Source organism: Tenacibaculum sp. 1_MG-2023, from assembly GCF_030547425.1.
GTDB lineage: Bacteria > Bacteroidota > Bacteroidia > Flavobacteriales > Flavobacteriaceae > Polaribacter.
Window position 1 is genome coordinate 353,616 of sequence record NZ_JAUORH010000001.1, and the last position, 20,805, is coordinate 374,420.

Annotated in this window: 24 protein-coding genes and 2 tRNA genes; 9 read left to right on the forward strand and 17 right to left on the reverse strand. The window is 31.1% G+C overall.

Annotated features, from left to right (window positions below):
* Positions 1–45 precede the first annotated feature (45 nt).
* From Q4517_RS01560 to Q4517_RS01575, 4 genes are read right to left on the reverse strand one after another with little or no spacing between them, the layout of a single operon-like run.
* Positions 46–306 carry a hypothetical protein gene (locus Q4517_RS01560; RefSeq protein ID WP_303505454.1) on the reverse strand — a complete coding sequence of 87 codons (261 nt, stop codon included), beginning with the start codon at positions 304–306 and terminating at the stop codon, positions 46–48.
* 7 nt (positions 307–313) lie between these two features.
* The gene (locus Q4517_RS01565; RefSeq protein WP_303505456.1) at positions 314–886 is read right to left on the reverse strand and encodes a sigma-70 family RNA polymerase sigma factor; all 573 of its coding nucleotides are present in this window, start codon (positions 884–886) and stop codon (positions 314–316) included.
* A gap of 15 nt (positions 887–901) precedes the next feature.
* Positions 902–1,822, reverse strand: a complete 921-nt coding sequence (locus tag Q4517_RS01570; protein ID WP_303505458.1) for a hypothetical protein — start codon at positions 1,820–1,822, stop codon at positions 902–904.
* Positions 1,823–1,830: 8 nt separating this feature from the next.
* A complete protein-coding gene (locus Q4517_RS01575; protein WP_303505460.1) occupies positions 1,831–2,301 on the reverse strand; it encodes a nuclear transport factor 2 family protein in 471 nt (156 codons plus the stop codon).
* A 167-nt stretch (positions 2,302–2,468) separates the two neighbouring features.
* Here Q4517_RS01575 and panB point away from each other — a divergent pair, with 167 nt between their 5' ends.
* The 5 genes from panB to Q4517_RS01600 are packed head-to-tail and all read left to right on the forward strand — an operon-like array spanning position 2,469 to position 5,459.
* Positions 2,469–3,287 carry a 3-methyl-2-oxobutanoate hydroxymethyltransferase gene (gene panB, locus Q4517_RS01580; protein WP_115899863.1) on the forward strand — a complete coding sequence of 273 codons (819 nt, stop codon included), beginning with the start codon at positions 2,469–2,471 and terminating at the stop codon, positions 3,285–3,287.
* Between the two features lie 39 nt (positions 3,288–3,326).
* Entirely contained in the window at positions 3,327–4,265 is a 939-nt protein-coding gene (locus tag Q4517_RS01585; RefSeq protein ID WP_303505463.1) for a 2-hydroxyacid dehydrogenase, read from the forward strand.
* A 24-nt stretch (positions 4,266–4,289) separates the two neighbouring features.
* Positions 4,290–4,748 carry a DUF1801 domain-containing protein gene (locus Q4517_RS01590; protein ID WP_303505465.1) on the forward strand — a complete coding sequence of 153 codons (459 nt, stop codon included), beginning with the start codon at positions 4,290–4,292 and terminating at the stop codon, positions 4,746–4,748.
* Position 4,749: 1 nt separating this feature from the next.
* Complete coding sequence (locus Q4517_RS01595) at positions 4,750–5,142, forward strand: VOC family protein (RefSeq protein WP_303505467.1); 393 nt, start codon at positions 4,750–4,752, stop codon at positions 5,140–5,142.
* A gap of 35 nt (positions 5,143–5,177) precedes the next feature.
* Positions 5,178–5,459 carry a TM2 domain-containing protein gene (locus tag Q4517_RS01600; protein ID WP_303505469.1) on the forward strand — a complete coding sequence of 94 codons (282 nt, stop codon included), beginning with the start codon at positions 5,178–5,180 and terminating at the stop codon, positions 5,457–5,459.
* Positions 5,460–5,493: 34 nt separating this feature from the next.
* Here Q4517_RS01600 and Q4517_RS01605 read toward each other — a convergent pair whose 3' ends face one another.
* The 4 genes from Q4517_RS01605 to Q4517_RS01620 all read right to left on the reverse strand — a co-directional run bounded on the left by Q4517_RS01605 (position 5,494) and on the right by Q4517_RS01620 (position 10,435).
* The gene (locus Q4517_RS01605; protein WP_303505471.1) at positions 5,494–6,366 is read right to left on the reverse strand and encodes a cupin-like domain-containing protein; all 873 of its coding nucleotides are present in this window, start codon (positions 6,364–6,366) and stop codon (positions 5,494–5,496) included.
* A gap of 80 nt (positions 6,367–6,446) precedes the next feature.
* The gene (locus Q4517_RS01610; protein WP_303505473.1) at positions 6,447–8,975 is read right to left on the reverse strand and encodes a carboxypeptidase-like regulatory domain-containing protein; all 2,529 of its coding nucleotides are present in this window, start codon (positions 8,973–8,975) and stop codon (positions 6,447–6,449) included.
* Positions 8,965–9,876 carry a FecR family protein gene (locus tag Q4517_RS01615; protein WP_303505475.1) on the reverse strand — a complete coding sequence of 304 codons (912 nt, stop codon included), beginning with the start codon at positions 9,874–9,876 and terminating at the stop codon, positions 8,965–8,967. Before Q4517_RS01615 ends, Q4517_RS01610 begins: the two co-directional genes overlap by 11 nt.
* A gap of 49 nt (positions 9,877–9,925) precedes the next feature.
* Positions 9,926–10,435, reverse strand: a complete 510-nt coding sequence (locus tag Q4517_RS01620; RefSeq protein ID WP_303505477.1) for an RNA polymerase sigma factor — start codon at positions 10,433–10,435, stop codon at positions 9,926–9,928.
* A gap of 127 nt (positions 10,436–10,562) precedes the next feature.
* Between Q4517_RS01620 and Q4517_RS01625 the strand changes: the two genes are divergently transcribed.
* The 3 genes from Q4517_RS01625 (at position 10,563) to Q4517_RS01635 (ending at position 13,117) form a co-directional block, all read left to right on the forward strand.
* The gene (locus Q4517_RS01625; RefSeq protein ID WP_303505479.1) at positions 10,563–11,615 is read left to right on the forward strand and encodes a hypothetical protein; all 1,053 of its coding nucleotides are present in this window, start codon (positions 10,563–10,565) and stop codon (positions 11,613–11,615) included.
* A gap of 115 nt (positions 11,616–11,730) precedes the next feature.
* Positions 11,731–12,348 (forward strand): membrane metalloprotease, encoded by a 618-nt coding sequence (locus Q4517_RS01630; RefSeq protein WP_303505481.1) that lies wholly within the window; start codon positions 11,731–11,733, stop codon positions 12,346–12,348.
* Between the two features lie 181 nt (positions 12,349–12,529).
* Positions 12,530–13,117: a porin family protein gene (locus Q4517_RS01635; protein WP_303505483.1), complete on the forward strand. Its 588-nt coding sequence runs from the start codon at positions 12,530–12,532 to the stop codon at positions 13,115–13,117.
* Between the two features lie 33 nt (positions 13,118–13,150).
* Here the strand turns inward: Q4517_RS01635 and bioB are convergent, their stop codons facing one another.
* Together bioB and Q4517_RS01645 are read right to left on the reverse strand one after the other, a co-directional pair.
* On the reverse strand, positions 13,151–14,251 hold the full coding sequence (gene bioB, locus Q4517_RS01640) for a biotin synthase BioB (RefSeq protein WP_303505485.1): 1,101 nt from the start codon (positions 14,249–14,251) through the stop codon (positions 13,151–13,153).
* Between the two features lie 106 nt (positions 14,252–14,357).
* On the reverse strand, positions 14,358–15,521 hold the full coding sequence (locus Q4517_RS01645) for a beta-ketoacyl synthase N-terminal-like domain-containing protein (protein WP_303505487.1): 1,164 nt from the start codon (positions 15,519–15,521) through the stop codon (positions 14,358–14,360).
* Between the two features lie 88 nt (positions 15,522–15,609).
* On the opposite strand from Q4517_RS01645, the gene Q4517_RS01650 reads away from it, so the two are divergent.
* Positions 15,610–16,047 carry a cytochrome c oxidase assembly factor Coa1 family protein gene (locus Q4517_RS01650; protein WP_303505489.1) on the forward strand — a complete coding sequence of 146 codons (438 nt, stop codon included), beginning with the start codon at positions 15,610–15,612 and terminating at the stop codon, positions 16,045–16,047.
* On the opposite strand, the gene bioA is transcribed toward Q4517_RS01650, so the two are convergent.
* The 7 genes from bioA to Q4517_RS01685 form a co-directional block, all read right to left on the reverse strand.
* Entirely contained in the window at positions 16,033–17,298 is a 1,266-nt protein-coding gene (bioA, locus tag Q4517_RS01655; RefSeq protein ID WP_303505491.1) for an adenosylmethionine--8-amino-7-oxononanoate transaminase, read from the reverse strand. The two genes, Q4517_RS01650 and bioA, sit on opposite strands and share 15 nt — an antisense overlap.
* Complete coding sequence (locus tag Q4517_RS01660; RefSeq protein WP_303505494.1) at positions 17,276–18,424, reverse strand: hypothetical protein; 1,149 nt, start codon at positions 18,422–18,424, stop codon at positions 17,276–17,278. The genes bioA and Q4517_RS01660 overlap by 23 nt, the downstream gene beginning before the upstream one ends.
* A complete protein-coding gene (gene bioD, locus Q4517_RS01665; RefSeq protein ID WP_303505496.1) occupies positions 18,425–19,036 on the reverse strand; it encodes a dethiobiotin synthase in 612 nt (203 codons plus the stop codon). It lies immediately after the preceding gene.
* On the reverse strand, positions 19,033–19,413 hold the full coding sequence (locus Q4517_RS01670; RefSeq protein WP_303505499.1) for a putative signal transducing protein: 381 nt from the start codon (positions 19,411–19,413) through the stop codon (positions 19,033–19,035). Before Q4517_RS01670 ends, bioD begins: the two co-directional genes overlap by 4 nt.
* Complete coding sequence (locus Q4517_RS01675; protein ID WP_303505501.1) at positions 19,403–20,551, reverse strand: pyridoxal phosphate-dependent aminotransferase family protein; 1,149 nt, start codon at positions 20,549–20,551, stop codon at positions 19,403–19,405. Before Q4517_RS01675 ends, Q4517_RS01670 begins: the two co-directional genes overlap by 11 nt.
* A 47-nt stretch (positions 20,552–20,598) precedes the next feature.
* Positions 20,599–20,672, reverse strand: a tRNA-Asn gene (locus tag Q4517_RS01680).
* Positions 20,673–20,732: 60 nt separating this feature from the next.
* Positions 20,733–20,803 (reverse strand) — tRNA-Asn (locus Q4517_RS01685).
* Between the last annotated feature and the right edge of the window lie 2 nt (positions 20,804–20,805).

Consider the following 20,805-nt stretch of genomic DNA (forward strand, 5'->3'; position numbering starts at 1 on the left):
ATCTAACAAAAAATCAAAAAATGGTTTTTTAAAAACCAAAATCGTCTAATTAAGTTTATTTAATTGTTCCTTTAAGTTTTCCTTATCTTTACTCGACAAGCAAGCAGTATGTTTTTTACAGTCTTTTGATTTTAATTTAAAAAGATCAGACATTTTTCTGTTTTGTTTCGTGTACAAAGCACAAATTTTACAAGTTAGTAAGTGCCAGTTAAGTTGTAATTTTTCATATACTGAAGCTTCTCCATATTGACTCTTGTCGCAAATGGTTGTGGCCTCATCACATGTAATTTTAAAAAATTTAAACATTATTTTTTTACTTATTAAACCAATTTTTTTCCATACAGTCTCTTAATTGTGTTCTAGCTCTATGAATGATAACCCATAGGTTTGACGGAGAAATATTTAGCTCCTTACAAATATCTTCAGTTTCAAACTGTTGTATGGTTTTCATTTTAAATACCATAGCATACTTTTCAGGGAGATTATCAATACACCAATCTAATTGGTTTTTCAATTCTTCATTTTCAATATCCTTGTCTGCATCATTACCCCAGGTTTGTGGTACTCGTTCTTCAATCCAATCCCCTTCATTTTCACCACTATCATAAAAATTCATTCGCACTTCAGCTTGTCCTTTTTTTGAATTTATTTTTCGGTAGTAATCGATTATTTTTCTTTTTAAAATAGAAATTAACCATGTTCGTTCTGTAGACTTCCCTTCAAAATTCTTTGCTGATTTTAATCCTGCAAAAAATGTTTCTTGCACTAAATCTTTAGCAATATTTGAGTTATTTACACGTACAATAGCGTAATTAAACAGGTAGTCAGCATAATTGTCCACCCATTTATCAGGAAATAAAGTATTTGAAGGATTTGTTAGATTCATTAAATCAAAGATAAGTTATTTTTTATTGAAATAAGTAACGTAAACCCTACTTAGTCCGTTAGGATTATTTTGAATAAAATCAATTATTTCTTTAAAGTTTTTCTTTTCATTTAATTTATTTGAGATTTTACTTTTACTGGTTGTGTAGTAAATTTTATTATTTGCAAGATCTACAAAAGGACAATAATCTAGCTTTTTTGAATTGATATTAGTTAAGTGTTTCGCAGGTAACCATTCGTTATTATTCCCTTTTCTACTTATATACAAATCACCTCTACCTAAATCATCTTTTCTTCCGTACGAAGTAAAAATAATAAAACTTTCATCTGGAGCAACAAAAGCATTGAATTCATATTTCTCAGAGTTTACGCTTGAATCTAGAGGAGTAGGAGTTGTATATTTCCCATTAATAAATCTACTTACATAAATGTCTTCTTTTCCTTTAGAGTTTTTATATTCAGCGGTGAAAAACAAATCTCCTTTTTTTGTTAATGAAGGGTAAAACTCATTAGCAGAAGTATTAATTGTAGCACCTACATTTATAGGGTTAGACCAATTATCAGACAGAGACTTTCGCGATACATACCAAATATCCATGTCTTTTTTTACCTCGTTAGAGGTGTTGTTTTTTCTGTTAGAAGCAAAAAAAAGCTTCAATCCGTCAGGAGATAAAAAGGGTTCTAAGTCTTTATACTGACCAGAAAAACTAACAGCTTCAGGTTCTTGCCATTTCCCGTTAACTTTTTTCGAATAGGCTATAAAAGAATATTCTTTAGCATAACTTTCAACAGTAAAATAAAACTCATTTTGATTTTTACTCATTGAAAAATCTCTAACATTAGGCAACCCATTAAATAATTCAGGAAGAAATAATTCAGATTCTTGAGCAAAACTAAAACTAGAAATACATAAAAATAAAAAGTAAATTTTTTTCATAAAAATTATTATTTAATTGTTTTACAATTACTTCTACGTCTCATATCAACTAAGTATATAATTTCCCATTTTCCGTTATTATTAAAAAGTTGAAAAGAATTAGCACCACAATGGCTAAATTTTCCGTTTAAATAAAATTCATAAGGAGTCCAAACTGAGGCTAAATTCCCATCAATCTTGACGTCCCAAGACAAAAATTTTTCTAAATAGATATGTTCAGCTTTTTTATTAGCAATACCGGTTAGTAGTTTTGTTTTGCTTTCTGTAATCAATATTTTTTTACCTTCTTTATTAGTATGCGTAGTTTGGATATTAATTGTAGAATTAAGTGTAGAGCTTACTAAAGTACTGTCACCTTTGTGAAGTCCTTCAAAAAAAGTTTCAATAGTATTTTTAATTGCTTTTTTTTCTGGATTTTCTTGCGCATTTACCATTGTTGAAAGAGCAAAAATAATTAATAGAGTACATGTTTTTTGCATGTTAGTTTGGTTTAGTTAGGTAAAACTATTAAAAAAATGAATGGATAAAGTTTAATTAACAGAAGATTAACGAGGTTAAAAAAGGTAAAAAACGAAACGCTTATAGGTTTATAATAAATAAAACCATTGAATAATTATGTATTTTTACAATCCATAAAATAAAAGAAATGTCAGTAGCAAAAAAACAATATAAAAGAATTACCACTAAATCTCTTGTTGAAATGAAAGCAAATGGAGAGAAGATTTCAATGCTTACAGCTTATGACTATACCATGGCTAAAATTGTTGATGGTGCAGGTATAGATGTGATTTTAGTAGGTGATTCAGCATCAAATGTAATGGCTGGTCATGAAACTACATTACCTATTACATTAGATCAAATGATTTATCATGCAAGCTCGGTGGTAAGAGGAGTTGATCGTTGTTTAGTAGTAGTCGATTTGCCTTTTGGAAGTTATCAATCAGACCCAAAAGAGGCATTACGTTCTGCAATTCGCATAATGAAAGAGAGTGGTGGGCATTCGATTAAATTAGAAGGAGGAAAAGAGATAAAAGATTCTATTAAACGAATTTTAAATGCAGGTATTCCTGTAATGGGGCACTTAGGATTAACACCACAATCTATTTATAAATTTGGAACTTATACCGTAAGAGCAAAAGAAGAAGAAGAGGCAGAAAAGTTAATGAAAGATGCTTTAATGTTAGAAAAATTAGGGTGCTTTGCTATCGTGTTAGAAAAAGTTCCAGCTAAGTTAGCACAAAAAGTAGCGGAAGCTTTAACGATTCCAGTTATTGGAATTGGAGCAGGAGCAGGAGTAGATGGACAAGTATTGGTAACTCACGATATGTTAGGAATGACACACGAGTTTAATCCTCGTTTTTTACGTAGATACTTAGATTTATATACAGGAATGACAAATGCATTTGAACAGTATATTACAGATGTAAAGAGTCAAGACTTTCCAAACGAAGAAGAACAGTATTAGTTTTTCAATGTATCAATTTGATAATTTGAAAATGTAGTGATGAAAATTTTACATTTAGATACAAACCATTCTCTTTTAATTAACCAGTTAAAAGAGAGTGGCTTTGAAAATTATGAAGATTATACCTCTTCAAAAACAGAAATTGAAGACAAAATTCACGAGTATGACGGAATTGTCATCCGTAGTCGATTTACTATTGATAAATCATTTTTAGATAAAGCGACAAATCTTAAATTTATAGGACGCGTTGGAGCTGGGTTAGAAAATATTGACTGTGATTATGCTAAAAAAAAAGGGATAAACTTAATTTCAGCACCAGAAGGGAATAGAAACGCTGTAGGAGAACATGCGTTAGGAATGTTACTTTCTTTATTTAATAAGCTTAATAAGGCAGATAAAGAGGTGAGAGAAGGAAAGTGGTTTCGTGAAGAGAATAGAGGCGTTGAACTTGATGGAAAAACAGTTGGAATTATCGGTTATGGAAACATGGGGAAAGCCTTTGCTAAAAAACTCCGAGGTTTTGATGTGGAAGTAATTTGTTATGATATTAAACCAAATGTTAGCGACGAAAACTGTAAACAAGTTTCTTTAAAAGAATTACAAGAAAAAGTTGATGTGCTGAGTTTACATACCCCTCAAACTGAACGTACTTTAAATATGGTAAATGATAAGTTCATTAATAATTTTTTAAAACCTTTCTGGTTGTTAAATACAGCTAGAGGGAAATCAGTAGTAACAGAAGATTTGGTAACAGCGTTACAATCAAAGAAAATTTTAGGAGCAGGGTTAGATGTATTGGAGTATGAAAAAAAATCCTTCGAAAACCTATTTACAGATCAAGAAATGCCTAAAGCATTCAAGTATTTAATTCATGCTGAAAATGTATTGCTTTCTCCCCATGTTGCAGGTTGGACTATAGAAAGTAAAGAAAAACTAGCACAGACTATTGTAGATAAAATCAAAGTAAAATTTTGCTAACTTGTAGCTTCAAATTCATGAAACATGAAATACGAAGCATTTACAGTAGAAGAATACATTAGTCAATTACCAAATGAAAGGCAAGAAGTAGTAAAAAAACTACAGACACTTATTCGAAAAAACTTACCTAAAGGGTTTGAAGAAGGAATCAATTATAATATGATTGGTTATTATGTTCCACACTCAAAGTACCCGAATGGTTATCATTGTGACCCAAAACTCCCCTTGCCTTTTATAAATTTGGCTTCACAAAAAAACTCAGTGAATCTTTATCATAGTGGAATTTATGCTAAAAAAGAGTTACACGATTGGTTTGTGTCTGAATATCCTAAACATTCAAAAAGAAAAATAGACATGGGAAAAAGCTGTATTCGTTTTAAAAAGTTAGATGATATTCCGTATGAATTAATTACTGAATTATGTACAAAAATGACTGTAGATGAATGGATAAATATTTATGAATCCGTAATAAAAAAGAAATAGAATGAAGAAAAAAGGTAAAGTAATAGGAATTGGAGGAGTTTTTTTTAAAACTGAAGATACTAAAGCAACGAAAGATTGGTATAAAAACAACTTGGGCTTTAATACCGATGATTGGGGTTGTACTTTTTGGTGGAAAGACAATGAAGGTAAAAAAGCTTCAACACAATGGAGTCCGTTTAGTAAAAACACTAATTACTTTGAACCTTCTAAAAAAGACTTCATGTTTAACTATCGAGTAGAAAATTTAGTAGAATTACTAGAAGAACTAAAAGAAAAAGGAGTCACTGTTATGGACAAGGTAGAAGAGTACGATTATGGCAAGTTTGGATGGGTTGTAGATTTAGATGGAAATAAAATTGAACTATGGGAGCCAAAAGACGAAGCTTTTTTATAAATTTAGCACCGTCTAATAAATAAAATAAATAAAAAATGGATGTAATTGATGAAAATGGGAACACTGTTCCTAATCAAGAAAGTAAACGAGTGTTAGCGGGTATTTTAGGTATCATTGTTGGAGTACTGGGAGTTCATAAATTTGTATTAGGGTATACAAAAGAAGGAGTAATAATGTTGCTAGTAACTGTGTTAACTTGTGGTTTTGGAGGTTTTATAAGCAGTATAATTGGTTTAATTGAAGGTATTATTTATTTAACAAAATCTGATGAAGAGTTTGTAGAAACATACCAAGTTAATAAAAAAGGTTGGTTCTAATCATCATAAAAAAAAGCGCCAATCGGCGCTTTTTTTATGATGCAATATTATTAGCTTTATTTGTTTTAATAATAGCTTGTTTGTTTTTCCAGTCAATCCACTTTTGCCCTTTAATACGGCGCATAACATTATCTATCGTACGCATAACAAAAACATTGTAAACGGCTTTTCCTAAGTTTTTTGGATTGCGAGCAATAGCACGTAAACTCATTGAAAAACCAGGAGTTACATAACGCATATAATGCCAATATCCTTCAGGCATGTACAATACATTACCATGCTCAAGTTCAGTAACATGACCTTCAGCGTTTTTAAGTGCAGGCCATTTTTCAAAATCAGGATCGTTAAAATCAATATCTTCACGAGTAATTAATGAATGTGGAATTTTATATAAGTGTTTGTTTTGTTTTTGGTCAAACAAAATACACTTCTTTTTTCCTTCAAAGTGAAAATGAAAAATATTTGCTAAATCGATATCGTAATGCATAAATGTATACGAATCACGCCCTCCAAAAAATAGCATTGGTAACCCTTTCATTAAACGTAAACCAAAATCTGGAAAAGTGAAATCTTTTTGTAGTTGTGGAACTTCTTTTAAAACATTCCATAAGAAAATTCTAAATTTAGTAGGCTCGCGCTTTAGTAAATCTACATACTCACTCATTTTCATGGTTGCATGAGGCTCATTAAACCCATCTTTATAGTCTACAGGTCTATTATCGTATAAAGGTACAGTTTTATCACCTGCTACTTCTTTCATATAATCTAAAGACCATTTAGAGTATGCTGGCCAGTCTTCAATAAAACGTTCAATAACCACAGGTTTTTGAGGTTTGAAGTATTTTTTTATGAAGTCTTCTTTAGTAATGGTTTCTACTCTGTCTATTTGTTGCAACTGTAATCCCATACATTCAATTTTTCGAGAAGCAAAGTTAATAAATTGTTACGACGTTTTTTTGAGTTAACAATGTTAAAAAATAATAGTATTTAAAAACTAATTCTAAAGCTAAGGTTTGGAATAAAGGGGAGTGAGTACGTATTTATTTCCTTTGCTTTGTTACTGTTGCTTTCATCAAGAACATAGTACGTGTTTATTGTGTTTTTTCTATTGGTAACATTGGTAAAGCCAATTCTTATAGTAGATTTTAGATCTTCTGAAAGATTAAAGTTATAACTCCCAGAAGCATTGATTCTGAAGAAATTTGGATGCCTTTCTTTGTTAGGAGTATCATAATTTACTATAGTTTTGTTACTGTCTTGTATTGTTTCATTATCTTTTACGAGTTTAGTATACGGCGTACCTGATCGTAAAATAGCTCCAAGAGAGAATTTGATGTTGTTGGTAATATTATAGTTTATAGCACTACTAAAAGAATGTGTAATATCTAAACTACTAGGAAAAGTATCAGGAGTAAAAGTTTTAAATGTATAATTATTTTCCGCAAAGGTGTAGCTTAACCAACTACTAAATTTTTTAGTTCTTTTATTAATTAAAAATTCAACACCTTTTACCTTATAGTCTCCTATAGAATTTAGTGTTTGAACATTGTTATAAAAACCTTGATTGGCAACAGTTATACCATCAACAAATTTATAAAAACCAGTAAGATCTATTTGTAAGTTATTTTTTGAATACTCTGCTCCAAAAGATATTTGTTTACTTTTAATAACAGGCGTTTTATCATTGTCAGCCAAAACCCATCTTCTTTTTTCTATACCTAAAAAGTTATCTTGAAAATCTATTTTCTGTGCAGTTGTTTGATTTTTAAACTCTCCTTCTAATTTTAAAAATAGACTATTATAAAGTTGTTGTCTTAAGTTAATCCTTGGTTCTATGATAAGTTTATTAAAATCGTGAAAATAATTAACACGAAAACCTACTCTAGCATAAGTGTTATTTTTATGATAAACTACCTCAGAAAAAAGAGCAGTTTTAAGTAAAACTTCTTTTACAGATTTAGAAAAGTCAGGAGCATTAACAGTTGTCTTATTAGCAATACCTATTTCATTAAAAATAGCACCATTAGTAAGTTGAAAAACATCTGAAAAATAATGATTAGTAATAAATCTAATTTCAGATTCTAAAACATTATTAAACTGAGTTTGAAATTGATCAGTTTCTCTATTAAAGTCTGATGAATTTATTTTGTAATCTGAAATAAAAGTAGAGAATTCTGTAGAAAAATTGGGTGACCAATCGGCATTCCAGCTAATATTTGCTCCAATATTTTCCTGTTTTAAATTGCTATTTTCTTCTATAGTTGCCTCATTGTTTGTATACTCTTCTGTATACTCTAAGTTATTTTTGATGTTTATTAAGTTCGCTCTCAATACATGATTTTGATTTATATCATATAATATTTTAAAAGAATAATCATAAAAATAGAAATCGGTTGAAGCTTTATTTTCTTTGTTAGAAGCTATAGAGTTTTCTTGAAAACTTCTACTAAAATATTTATCGTAGGTTGGGGTGTTAAAAAAATCTGTATAAGACCTCCTTGCTGAAGCATGAATTCCGATTTTTTTAGTTATAGGAGCTTGTAAAAAAGCGTCTACACTTAGCAAATTAAAACCAGCACCTCCAAAGAATGTGTCAGTAATTTTGTTATTGGTTTGCATATTGACGGTACTGGAAACACCATCGCTAAACTTTGTACTAGTGCCATTTTTGGTCACTGTAGCTTTTTCTGTTAAATATGGGTTATATGCAGAGATTAAACCAAAAAAATGACTCGTATGGTACATCTTAATTCCATCCCAAAGCATTAAGTTTTGATCGTTTGTTCCACCTCGCACATTAATGTTCGATACACTTTCATTCACACTTTCTACACCAGGAAGTACTTTAATCATTTTTAAAATGTCTGGTTCTATTAACCCTGGAAGAATTCCGAATTTTTTAGTTTTTAAAAGAGTACTTCCATCAATGTTTTTTTGAAGACCAGAAGTTAAAAAATTAGAAATGATTACTTCTGATAACTCTTCTGATAAATTCTCTAGGTGTATTTCTTTACACAAGTTTTGAGGGAATAAATTTTTGGCAGGTAGTATAATAGGTTTGTATCCAATGTAAGAAATAGTAATGTTTGCATTTGCAGGAACTGAGTTGATATTGAATTCACCGTTAGTATTAGATGTAGTTCCACTATTAGTGTTATTAACTAAAATAGTTGCTAAAACCAATGGTTCAAGTGTGTTGCTGTCTACTATCGTTCCACAAACAGGAATTTTCTTTTCCAAGTATGATATAGTAATAAACCGATTATCTAAAAGTTTAAAATTAAAAATGGTAACAGACTCTAAGTAACTTAGAGTTTCAGATAAAGATAAAGTATTATCAGGTCTTGTAATGTATACATTTTCTAAATTCCTATCAGAATAAGTAAAGGTTACCTCATGTTTTTTTTCAATTTCAACTAAGACATCTTTCAGTAAATTTTTGGTAATAATGTCTTGTGCCTTGATAGCAAAGGAAAATAGGAAGAGAAATAAAAAAGTAGTTTTTTTATTGACCATTCTTGTAAATAGTAATTCTTTTTTCTTCTATTTTATATGATAATTGTAAAGGAATTGTAACTGCTTGCAAAGCTACATTTATGTCTTTATGGGTAAAACCACCTGTATAAAGTTGTTCTAAATTAACACCCTTAGTTTTTATAACATAACCATATTGGTTTTGTAAATCGTCTAGCACAAATTGTAAAGGAGTACTTTTAAAATTAGACTCATCTTGTAACCAAGATTTATTATTAATATTAAAAGTATTTAAAGTGTCAATTTTACCATTTATAACCTTAAATATTTTCCCCTTAGCTAATTTAATTAGTGAGTTGTTGTAGTTTACACTAACTAAACCTTCGTAGGTTTTTACTTCAAAATAATTATTTCTTTCTTTAACGTTAAATTGGGTTCCTAAAACAGTGATTTTTCCAACAGAAGTATTTACGGTAAAAGATTTTCCTTTTTTGACTTTAAAAAAAGCTTCTCCTTTAAGTTGCATGTCTCTACTGTTTTTCCAATCCTTTTTGTTGAAAGACACAGTAGAATTTGCATTTAAAATCACTTCAGATTCGTCTGGTAAGTTAAAGGTTTTTGTTTCTGCATATTGCGTACTAAAGTTTACTGAATTATTGAAAAGTAAGAAATAAGAAGAAACTAGTAAAACAATAACTGCGGCAGCATATTTATAAAAGTTCTTGTAGCTTAATGGAACAACCTTACTTTTTTTAGTAGTAGTTTTTTTCAATTCAAACTCTTTAAAAGCCTTTTCAATATCCACTTTAGGAGTTTCTATGTGAGAAGAGTAATGCGCTATTTTTTCAAGATTTTTAAAGTTTTTATCTTGTTTTAATAGAGACAGTTCTTCATCAGAGATTTCTCCGTTTAACCATTTTAATATGTATTGTTCATCTTTCATTTTGTGCTTAACTAACTTTTAGACAATAAAGAAGTAAATTTCCCTACCCTTACAATAATTCTATTTTTGATCTCAATTTTTTTAATGCTGAAGACATCCTTTTTTCAACGGCTTTTTGCGAGATATTTAGTAGCTCAGCAATTTCTCGATATTTTTTACCGTCTATTCTATTCATTAGAAAAACTTCTCGTTCAGCTTCTGTTAAGTTTTCAATAGCGTTTTTTAATTTGGTTTTAAACTCTTCTTCTTCTAATAAATATTCCGGACTTTGATTATTTATATCCAAATAGGGAGCGCTTTTAGCATAGTTTAAAATAACTTTTTCATGCTTTAATTTGTTTAAAAAAAGGTTGTTTACACTGGTAAATAAGTACGATTTTGCCTTTTCATATGATATTTCTGAACATTTTTCCCACATTTTTAAAAAAGCTTCTTGTATTAAATCTAGGGCAGTATCTTTATCATTAGATTTATAAGATGAGAAGTTGGTAACGAATTGAATATTAGTTTTATAAAACTCGTTAAAGTCTTCCTCATTACACAGTGATTTTTTAGTCATATGAATGCTTTTATAGAGTTAAAATAGAAAAAAAATCGAAAACAAAGGTAGGGTAAAACGATTTATAGTTTTCTAAAGGGCAGAAAGAGCTCAAAAAAAAATATTTAAAAAATTAAAATTTATTAAGATGAAAACAATAAAATTAATAAGCATATTAGCACTAGTTACTTTAACAATTTTTACTTCATGTCAATCTGAAGAAAACGAACAGGTAGGAACAAATCCCAATGCAAATACACCTACTTCTGAAACTGCAAAGAAATATAAAAGAACAGGTATGAACGATGGTTCTGAAGATGATTTTTTGGATGGAAATTCATGTGCTGAGTTATTGTTTCCAATAACAGCAACTGTAAACGGTAAAGAAGTGACTATTATAAATGAATTAGACTATAGTTTAGTTCTTGAGATAATGGATGAGTTTAATGATGATGAAGATACCATAGTTTTTAATTTTCCAATAACAATAAAATTAAATAACTATACAGAAGTAACTATTACTTCGCAAATAGAATTGGAAGAATTAAATAGAAAATGTGATGACGCATCAGATGAAATGGAGGATGCTATCTCTTGCGCAAAAATAGAATACCCTATATCAATGCTAACTTATGATGTTAATTTAGAACAAACAGGTACTGTTGTAATCGAATCGGAAAAACAATTGTACAATTTTGTAGATAGCTTAGATTCAAGCGAATTATTCTCTGTTAAGTATCCAATAACTATAACTTTAAATAACGGTAGTTCTGTGGAAGTTAATAGTGATTCTGAATTTGAAGATGCTCTTGAAGAGTGTACTTCTTATGAAGAAGAAGAGGAAGCAGCAGAAGAAGCAGCTGACGAATTAGAAACCATTATCAGTAAAGCTAAATTTAAGGTAGAAAGCTTTATTCAGGCAGGAGTGGAAAAAGCTGACGAATATGCTGCATATACTATAGAATTTACAAATGAAGGGAAATTAATAGCAAGAAATATAGTAAACACAACTTTAGAAAATATCGAAGGAGAATATGATGTAGAATCAGATACAAGAGTCCTTTTAGAAGTTGAGTTTGAAGCTGGAACTGTTGTAAGCGCTTTAGGTAATGAATGGGTTGTAACTACTTATACAAGCACTTTACTTACATTACAAAGTACAACAGATACTTCAATAACATTAACATTTAAAAAGATATAAAGAAAAAATCTTTTAAGCTAGTTGATTTTGGAACTTTATGGCTACGCTAGTAGTAGCCTAAAGTTTTAAAAAACCAATGATATTCAAATTACGTAAGTAAGATAAAGAAAGAATAATGAGAAAAAAGTTTTTTACAGTTTTACTATTCAGTGTTTTGATTTGGGGATGTTCCAAAGAAAGTGAACCAATAATTAATGATGGTGTTGAGGTTGCAAAAGAGAATAGAAAACCTACGGGAGCATCAGCAAATGAGTTATTATCAGGCAATGTTTATAAAAAAATGATTGTAGAGTTAGCTTATGTTGAAGGATTTGAACCAACTGAAGAGGCAAAGAATAACTTTAAAAACTTTATTGAAGAAAGAACTTTCAAACCAAACGGTGTAGAATTATATACGAAATCAATACCTACTATAGGAAAAGAAGTATATACAATCAATGATATTGTAACGATTGAAAAAGAGCATAGAACTTATTATAACACACAAAATACCATAGCGGTTTGGGCATTGTTTATAAATGGTAAATCTTCAAAAGATTCCGATTCTTCTTTTGTTTTAGGCACTGCATACTATAATACATCGTTTGTAATTTTTGAAGAAACTATTAGAGAACTAAGTAATGGAACATTTGAGCCAGAAAGAAGCTTATTAGAGTCTAGTGTAATCCATCATGAATTCGGACATATTTTAGGACTTACAAATTTAGGAACCCCCTTTACAAACAGACCATGAAGATGCAGATTATCCAAAACATTGTAACGAAGAAAGTTGTTTAATGTATTGGGCAGCAGAAACTAGTCATGGTATTGCAAACGTATTCTCATCAAATAAAATTCCAACACTAGATAGCCAATGTATAGCAGACTTACAAGCTAAAGGAGGAAGGTAGAGTAATAAAATTAAATCGATAAAAATGAAAAAAAATCAGTTAATACTATTGTTTATAGCAATGATTAGTGCATCTATAGTTGCACAAAATGATGATAAGAAATCTAAAGCAGGTATTAAAGGAGGATATAATTTATCAGCAGTGAGCTTTGGTGGAGATTCTGAAACAGCACAACTACATGGGTTTCATATAGGTTTTTATGGAGAATCATTTATAGGTAGTAATGTTTCACTTCAATTGGAGTTATTGTATTCGCAACAAGGGTATAAAATTATAGATGGAGGAAGTACCTATAAACAGGAGTTAGATTATATTAATCTTCCTTTAATGTTAAAGCTATATCCTTCAAAAAACTTCTTTTTAGATGCAGGACCTCAAATAGGGTTTTCAATATCGCATAAAGAAACTTTTGATAGTGGTTTTATCTTGTATGACACCTCAAAAGAATTTGAACCCAGAAATTTTGATTGGGGATTAAATTTTGGTGGAGGTTTTAAAACTAATAGCGGAGTAACTTTGGGAGTAAGATATCATTTAGGGTTGAACGATATTTATGATGAAGATAAACCCAAGAATAGAGTTTGGCAGTTTTATATAGGATTTGACTTCTAATAAAAAAGCGATGTTTAAACATCGCTTTTTTTATTACTGTTTTTTTAAGGCTAAAGCCTCTTGTTTTTTTTGTTCGTTACGTTCAATTTTATGATCAGGCCTTGTCCATTTTGGTTTTTCACCCAACGGTTGGTACTGAGAATTTTCTGCATCTACAGATTCTCTTTGTTCATGTTTAAAGAAAGGTTTTTGGGTGTTTAAACCTAAGTCTTCAAACATTTTCATGTCCTCATTAATATCAGGATTTGGAGTAGTTAATAATTTATCTCCTGCAAAAATTGAATTAGCTCCTGCAAAGAAACACATAGCTTGACCTTCTCTACTCATTTGAGTTCTTCCTGCAGATAAACGTACTTGTGAGTCTGGTAATACTATACGAGCCGTAGCTACCATGCGAACCATTTCAAAAATATTTACTGGAGGTTGCTCCTCTAATGGAGTACCTTCTACGGCTACTAAAGCATTAATAGGTACAGATTCAGGATGTGGAGAAAAACGAGTTAAGGTTTCAAGCATTCCCGCTCTATCTTCTAACGATTCTCCCATACCAATAATTCCCCCAGAACAAACAGTTACATTTGTTTTACGTACATTTTCAATCGTGTCTACTCTATCTTTAAAGGCACGAGTAGAAATTACATCGTCATAATAATCTTCCGAAGTATCAATATTGTGGTTATAAGCATACAAACCAGCTTCCGCTAAACGTTTTGCTTGGTTTTCGGTAACCATACCCAAGGTACAGCACACTTCCATATCGAGCTTGTTAATAGTACGCACCATTTCTAAGACCTGATCAAATTCTGGTCCGTCTTTTACGTTTCTCCAAGCCGCACCCATACAAACTCTTGATGAACCACCTTCTTTGGCACGTAACGCTTGCGCTTTTACTTGGTTTACAGTCATCAAATCATTTCCTTCAACATTGGTGTGGTAACGTGCAGCTTGCGGACAGTAACCACAATCTTCAGAACATCCACCAGTTTTGATAGAGATTAACGTACTTACCTGTACAGCATTTGGGTCGTGATATTTTCTATGCATAGTTGAAGCCTCGTACAAAAGCTCCATTAAAGGCTTATTGTATACTTCTAGAATTTCCTCTTTCGTCCAATCGTGTCTAATTTCAGTCATAAATTCGAGTTGTTTGTGGTGGTAAAAATAAAAAATTCCGCTTCGAAAGCGGAATTTTATGACTCTTATTTTTCTTTGGCAAGAGAATCTCTCTTATCGATTGTTTTTAAGTGTTCTTCGTTGTGATTAAAACAGAAACCGCATTTCCTCCAAAACCAACAGCGTTTACTAGTATTTTATTGAGTTTTTTTGGAGTGTGTTGAGGTTCAGCAAAGGGAACTTCAATAACTTGTTGGTGTTGTAGCATTAGTACGGCTAATTCTAAACTTAACAAACCAGAAGCACCAAAAGTATGACCGAGTTTCCATTTATTAGTAGTTAAAAACGGAGTTTTTTTACAAAATACTTTTTGAATCGCATTAATTTCTGATTGATCTCCTTTAATGGTTCCAGGGGCATGCATTATAATAGCGTCAATTTCATCTGGAGAAATTGTTCCTAAAGCCATTTTCATTGATTTTTGAAAACATTCTGCATCTGTTGTTACAGAAGTATTGTGTTTCAAAACTTCAGTAGCATATCCAACCCCTTCAATAAAAGCGATGGCATTTTCCTTAGCTCCTCTCTCTAAACAAAATACCGAAGCACCTTCTCCTAATACCATGGTGTTTTTGGTTTTGTTGAGGTCAAAAGCCTTACATGGATATTTATCATTTTCTTTAGAATATACTTTTAATGCTTGCATTTGAGCAATGGTAAAATCGGTTAATGAAGCTTCACTAGCACCAATCATAAATTTTTCTGACATTCCCGATTGCAACCAAGCAACTCCATTCAATAAAGAATGTAATCCGGTTGAACAAGTTATAGAATGTGAAATTTCAGGTCCGTTACTCTGTAAGTCATGCGCTATCCATGAAGAAATATTTCCTAAAGTAGTTGTTGGAGAGCTTAAGGTAGATGACTTACCTGTTGCTAAAAACTCCTTATGGTATTTTTCAAATAGAGAAGTTGCTCCGCGAGAAGAACCAATGTTAATTCCGAAGTTATCTTCAGGCTTCCAGTCTGTTTGTTCCATTGTTTTTCTGGCAACAAAGAGCGTATATAAAACGGAAGGATCTAAATTCTTATACTTATTGTCAGAGTTTCTAACACCTTCAATAGTACGTTTATCTTCATCAGTTAATTGTGCTACCCATGTTTTAGACTCTTTAAACTCTTTTAAGGTTAAAAAATGTTGGTTATCCAGGTAGTTCTCCCATATTTTTTCTGGAGTACTTCCCAAGGCTGAAACAGATGCAAAAGATGTTATTGAGATGAGTTCTTTCAATACGATAAAATTTCAGCAAAAATAAAGGTAAAATCAAGTATTCTAAAGAAAATAAAAATATTTATCTTGTGATAAAATTATTGAAGTTATGAGTGAGCAACATCAAAAAAGTTGGTTTAGTAGAAATTGGTTGTGGTTTATTCCATTAACAGGTTGTTTAGGGTTTATTTTATTGATTGTTTTAGGTGTAGGTGCAGCATTTTTTGGTGTGTCAAAAATAATGACAAGTTCAACTCCTGTTGAATATGCTATTGAGCAGGCATCTAAAAATAAGTTGGTTATTGAAAACTTAGGTCAACCTATTGAAAAATACGGAATTCCATCAGGAAATATTTCTCTTACCAATGATGATGGAAATGTAGATTTTTCTATTCCGATAAGAGGAGATAAAGGAGAAGGAACTCTTATTGTTAGAGGAATTAAGATAGATGGAGAATGGGTTTACGAAGATTTATACGTTCATATTAAAGAAACTCAAGAAGAGATTAATTTATTAGAAAAGGAAAAAGTTCTAGAGACTATCTAGAACTTTTTCAATAGTTGTATATGTTTTTTCAAGTTGCTCTTTCGTAATTACATAAGGTGGTTGAATGTAAATAGTATTTCCTAACGGGCGTAAGAAAACGCCTTCATCCATAAAAGACTTTAAAAGTTGGTCTCGAAGCGTTCCGTAACGACCAGCATTGGTGTTTAAATCAATCGCCAAAATGACACCTTTACATCTTGTTGTGTTTACTTTTGGGTGATTTTCTATCTTTTCGGAAAAAGATATATTAGAGTTTTCAATAAATTGGATGTTGTCCTGAATCTCTTTGGTTTGTAATAACTCAATACTAGCCAATGCAGCACTACAAGCTATAGGATTTGCAGAATAGGTATGGCAATGAAAAAAACCTTTGGCAATATCGTTATCTAAAAAAGCCCTATAAATTTCTTCGGTACATGAAGTAATTGACATAGGAACCAATCCAGCGGTCAATGCTTTGCTTAAGCATATAATGTCTGGTTTGGTAGCGACTTCATCAGAAGCAAAATGATTACCAGTTTTTCCGAAACCAGTCATTACTTCATCAGCAATAGTTAACACGTCATTTTCTTTACAAATAGCTAAGATACTATTCAAATTTTCGGCTTTGTGAATTTTCATTCCAGCAGCTCCTTGTACTAAAGGTTCGTAAATGAACCCGGCAACATTGTGTTCTGAAATAATCTGTTGTAATTTTTGTGCAATAGCCTCATTGTTTTCTCCATTTGGAACAGGAATTCGTTGAATATCCATTAAAAAATCTTCAAAAGGACCATTATACACAGATAAACCAGAAACAGACATGGCTCCAAACGTATCGCCATGAAATCCATCTTCAAAAGCAATGAAAGTGTTGCGCTTTTCACCCTTATTAAAATAGTATTGTAAAGCCATTTTAATACCTGCTTCTACAGCAGTAGATCCGTTATCATTAAAAAAGATTCTATTTTGATTTTTGGGTAGAATTTTAATCAACTCTTCAGATAATTTTACCGCAGGTTCATGGGTAAAATCGCTAAACATAATCTGATCTAAGGTTTGCATTTGTTGGTAAACACGATTGGTGATGAAATCGTTACAGTGACCAAACATGCAGGTGTACCAAGAGGAAATAGCATCGATATATTCATTTCCGTGTTCATCGGTTAGTATACATCCTTTTGCTTTTACAATACCCAAACTATTAGGGTGTGTTTGATGTTGTTTTAGTGGATGCCACAAATGTTTTTTATCGCGTTCTTGTAAGTTCATAGGTTTCGTTCTTTTGAAAAAGAGCTGTCAAATGTACAATAGAAATACATAAAACCACTCCGAAATAGGCAATAAACAATAACCACATAATAGGGGTTAAAAACAATTCAGAAAAAAAAGCGGGAGATACTAAAAACAGTTCAGATATAAGTAAGAAAAAAGTGTAAGAAATCCAGATGCTTTTATGAATGTTTTTATTTAATTCTATCCAAATAAAAGGGAGATACATTCCTAAAAAGAGTAGATGTAACCAAGCAATTAGCATAAACCTATTGGTTACAACTAAGTTTGAAAAGTAAGGGATGCTACCAAAACAGTTCAAAACTCCAATTAATAGTAGAATTCCAAAAAATAATTGGTATTGTAATTTTTGATGTAAGAATAAGTTTTTAAGTCTGAAAAGTATTATGATTAATATTCCTGCACCAATACCTCCTAGAATTTGAATAGCCAGATAACTGAAGCTGTATTTCAATGAGTGTGCATATAGTAATATCAAAGAAAAAACTATAAGTAGAATTTGATTTTTTGATAGTTTAATTGCTGTTTTTTGAAAGAATACGGCAAGCATCCAAAGAAAAAAGGAACCGAAATATTGAAAATGTAAATAGAAAAAAATAGCTTGTTGATACCAAGGAGAAGTTTGCATTTTCATAGCCATTAGCGGACCTAAAGCATAAGGACCAATTGATGAAATGAAATGAAAAACAATTCCTGTTTTAATTAATGTTACATCTGATTCTTTACCCTGCAAACGTTTCCATAATCGTAGTAGTAACCAATAGCTAATCCATAAGTGTAGGGTAGAAAAAATAATGGTTACCAAAGCATACCCTTGAATGATAAACCCAACTAATAAGATAGCTACACAAATTTGTAATGCAAGATAGAGTCGGTAAGAAATTTTATCAATTCCGTTGGTAAAACGTGTAAAGAGTAATACAATTAAAGCGTTGAAAACAAACCCTAATAACATAATGTGAGAATGGGAATGTAATACAAACTTAAAAGGAAATCCAGAAATACTACCAGTAAAAGCATACCGCAAGACTAATCCTATGATGGCTCCTAAAAAACCAAAAAGTAAAGGAAAAGACCAAAGATGTTTTACACTAACAGGTTTCATTTATAATTTGTCTTTAAGTAGTTCTGCGTATTCTTTAATCACATTTTTATCAAAATAAGGTTCTTCTTCAATACGACCAATTACAGGTGCTCCAGTCATTTTTTTAATAATATCTTCTGTTGTTTTATGTTCGTTTCCTGAAAAAATTAAGGAAACTTCAAACCCTTTTTCTTTTAGTAAGTTAACTGTTAATAAGGAGTGATTAATACTTCCTAAGTAATGACGAGAAACTACAATGACTTTATAGTTGGGATTGATAACATCTAACAAGGTGTTTTTATCATTTAAAGGAACGAGTAATCCGCCAGCTCCTTCGATAACTAAATGGTTTTTAGTAATAGGCTCTTTTATGTTGTCAATCTCAATGGTAATTCCATCAATTTCTGCGGATGCATGCGGACTCATTGGTGTTTGTAATGCATACGAGTTTGGATGAAAAACAGTTGTTGAGTTAGAAATTAATTTTTCAACTTTATGAGTGTCGGAATATTCTAAGTCACCCGATTGAATAGGTTTCCAATAATCGGCTTCCAAAGCTTCTGTGACAATAGCAGCAGCAACGGTTTTTCCTACTTCCGTAGAGATTCCTGTGATAAAATATTTTTTTTTCATTTGAAAATTGTTTTACAATCGTTGCAGATTAAATTTTTACTTTCAAAAAAAGGAAAGAGCATAAAAAAGATATTTTTACGCTGTAAATCGGCAACTAATATTTTTGTTGAATTACATTTAGGACAATGAGTGTTATTTCCGTTTTCATCTTTTGTGTACTCTCTTATTTCATTATAAATAGTAGCAGCCTTTTCTAAATCATTATTGTGTACCAGTAATTTTACTCCACCAATAGCTTGACTAATCAACGGGTCAGAATCAATTGTTTTTTCGTCCATTAACAGGGTCTTGATGTTTTCTGAATCTAACTTAGTCTTTACAACTTGTGCTTCGGTAGAGTATTCGAATACTGCTAAAATGGTGTGATTATCTTGCATTGTGTTTTTTTTTAACAAAAGTAGCAAGGTTCTCTAAAACATTGATGACTTCTTCTTTAGAATTATAAGAATGTAAGCAAAAACGTAAACGTTCTTGATTTGGAGGAACTGTAGGCGATAAAATTGGCTTTACGTCAAATCCTTTTTGTTGTAATTGTAAAGCGATGCTTTTTACGCGTTCATTTCCAGAAATAATACAACAATGAATGGCTGAGTTACTCTCAATAAAACTTAATTGTAGCCTGTTTGATTCCTTAATAAAGTGTTGAATGTTTTGTTGAAGTTGTTCTTTGGAATTACTAATAACTAATTCATCATAAGCAATTTTTATGGTGGCCAACGAATGAGGAGACAATCCAGTAGTGTAAATAAAACTGCGTGAAAAATTAATAAGATACTGTTGTAGTTGTTTGCTTCCCAAAATGGCTGCTCCATGGCATCCTAACCCTTTTCCGAAAGTAATAATTCGGGCAAAAACTACATCTTCTAAATGTAATTTTTGAACTAACCCAAAATCAAATACCCCCACAGCATGTGCTTCATCTATAACAAAATGTACATTCGTATGTTCTTGGATTATTTGTGACATTGCTGTTAAGTCAGGAGAATCTCCATCCATAGAAAAAACAGATTCTGTAACTATGTAAACTTCTGAATTATTGTCTTGGGCAAAACGAATAATTTTTTTTTCTAAATCTTTTATGTTGTTATGTTTAAACTTAAAAGATTTTGCATTAGATAATTGAATTCCATCTCTTATAGAAGCGTGAATAAGTTCATCGTATAAAATAATATCACCACGTTGAGGTACAGAAGAAAAAAAGCCAACATTGGCATCATAGCCTGAATTAAAAATAAGAGCAGCTTCTGTATTATGGAGTTTAGCTAGTTGCTTTTCAGCTGTTGTGTATAGTTTATGGTTTCCAGAAAGCAATCGAGAACCTGTTGCTCCATTAATTTTGAAGTTATTATTAATTAAGTATTGATGTGTTTTATTAAAAATAATTTCAGATTTAGCAAAACCTAAATAATCGTTAGAAGAAAAATCAATAAGTAAATTTTCTTTACCGAGTCTCCTCAAAGAGTTTTGGGTTATTCTTTGCGTAATTTTTTGTTGTAGTTTTTTAGGAAATTGCATGATGTAAAAATAAAAAAAAGACTTACGTGGTGTAAGTCTTTTTTTTGCTCCCCCTCTTGGACTCGAACCAAGGACCCTCTGATTAACAGTCAGATGCTCTAACCAACTGAGCTAAGGAGGAATGTTCTTTTAGAACAATATATGTATGTTGTAGAAATTATCGGCTTCTACGTTGCCTTTGCTCCCCCTCTTGGACTCGAACCAAGGACCCTCTGATTAACAGTCAGATGCTCTAACCAACTGAGCTAAGGAGG

Coding starts and splice junctions, on each gene's coding strand:
- Q4517_RS01560 (WP_303505454.1), bottom strand. CDS start 306: ATGTTTAAATTTTTTAAAATTACATGTGATGAGGCCACAACCATTTGC.
- Q4517_RS01565 (WP_303505456.1), bottom strand. CDS start 886: ATGAATCTAACAAATCCTTCAAATACTTTATTTCCTGATAAATGGGTG.
- Q4517_RS01570 (WP_303505458.1), bottom strand. CDS start 1,822: ATGAAAAAAATTTACTTTTTATTTTTATGTATTTCTAGTTTTAGTTTT.
- Q4517_RS01575 (WP_303505460.1), bottom strand. CDS start 2,301: ATGCAAAAAACATGTACTCTATTAATTATTTTTGCTCTTTCAACAATG.
- panB (WP_115899863.1), top strand. CDS start 2,469: ATGTCAGTAGCAAAAAAACAATATAAAAGAATTACCACTAAATCTCTT.
- Q4517_RS01585 (WP_303505463.1), top strand. CDS start 3,327: ATGAAAATTTTACATTTAGATACAAACCATTCTCTTTTAATTAACCAG.
- Q4517_RS01590 (WP_303505465.1), top strand. CDS start 4,290: ATGAAATACGAAGCATTTACAGTAGAAGAATACATTAGTCAATTACCA.
- Q4517_RS01595 (WP_303505467.1), top strand. CDS start 4,750: ATGAAGAAAAAAGGTAAAGTAATAGGAATTGGAGGAGTTTTTTTTAAA.
- Q4517_RS01600 (WP_303505469.1), top strand. CDS start 5,178: ATGGATGTAATTGATGAAAATGGGAACACTGTTCCTAATCAAGAAAGT.
- Q4517_RS01605 (WP_303505471.1), bottom strand. CDS start 6,366: ATGGGATTACAGTTGCAACAAATAGACAGAGTAGAAACCATTACTAAA.
- Q4517_RS01610 (WP_303505473.1), bottom strand. CDS start 8,975: ATGGTCAATAAAAAAACTACTTTTTTATTTCTCTTCCTATTTTCCTTT.
- Q4517_RS01615 (WP_303505475.1), bottom strand. CDS start 9,876: ATGAAAGATGAACAATACATATTAAAATGGTTAAACGGAGAAATCTCT.
- Q4517_RS01620 (WP_303505477.1), bottom strand. CDS start 10,435: ATGACTAAAAAATCACTGTGTAATGAGGAAGACTTTAACGAGTTTTAT.
- Q4517_RS01625 (WP_303505479.1), top strand. CDS start 10,563: ATGAAAACAATAAAATTAATAAGCATATTAGCACTAGTTACTTTAACA.
- Q4517_RS01630 (WP_303505481.1), top strand. CDS start 11,731: ATGAGAAAAAAGTTTTTTACAGTTTTACTATTCAGTGTTTTGATTTGG.
- Q4517_RS01635 (WP_303505483.1), top strand. CDS start 12,530: ATGAAAAAAAATCAGTTAATACTATTGTTTATAGCAATGATTAGTGCA.
- bioB (WP_303505485.1), bottom strand. CDS start 14,251: ATGACTGAAATTAGACACGATTGGACGAAAGAGGAAATTCTAGAAGTA.
- Q4517_RS01650 (WP_303505489.1), top strand. CDS start 15,610: ATGAGTGAGCAACATCAAAAAAGTTGGTTTAGTAGAAATTGGTTGTGG.
- bioA (WP_303505491.1), bottom strand. CDS start 17,298: ATGAACTTACAAGAACGCGATAAAAAACATTTGTGGCATCCACTAAAA.
- Q4517_RS01660 (WP_303505494.1), bottom strand. CDS start 18,424: ATGAAACCTGTTAGTGTAAAACATCTTTGGTCTTTTCCTTTACTTTTT.
- bioD (WP_303505496.1), bottom strand. CDS start 19,036: ATGAAAAAAAAATATTTTATCACAGGAATCTCTACGGAAGTAGGAAAA.
- Q4517_RS01670 (WP_303505499.1), bottom strand. CDS start 19,413: ATGCAAGATAATCACACCATTTTAGCAGTATTCGAATACTCTACCGAA.
- Q4517_RS01675 (WP_303505501.1), bottom strand. CDS start 20,551: ATGCAATTTCCTAAAAAACTACAACAAAAAATTACGCAAAGAATAACC.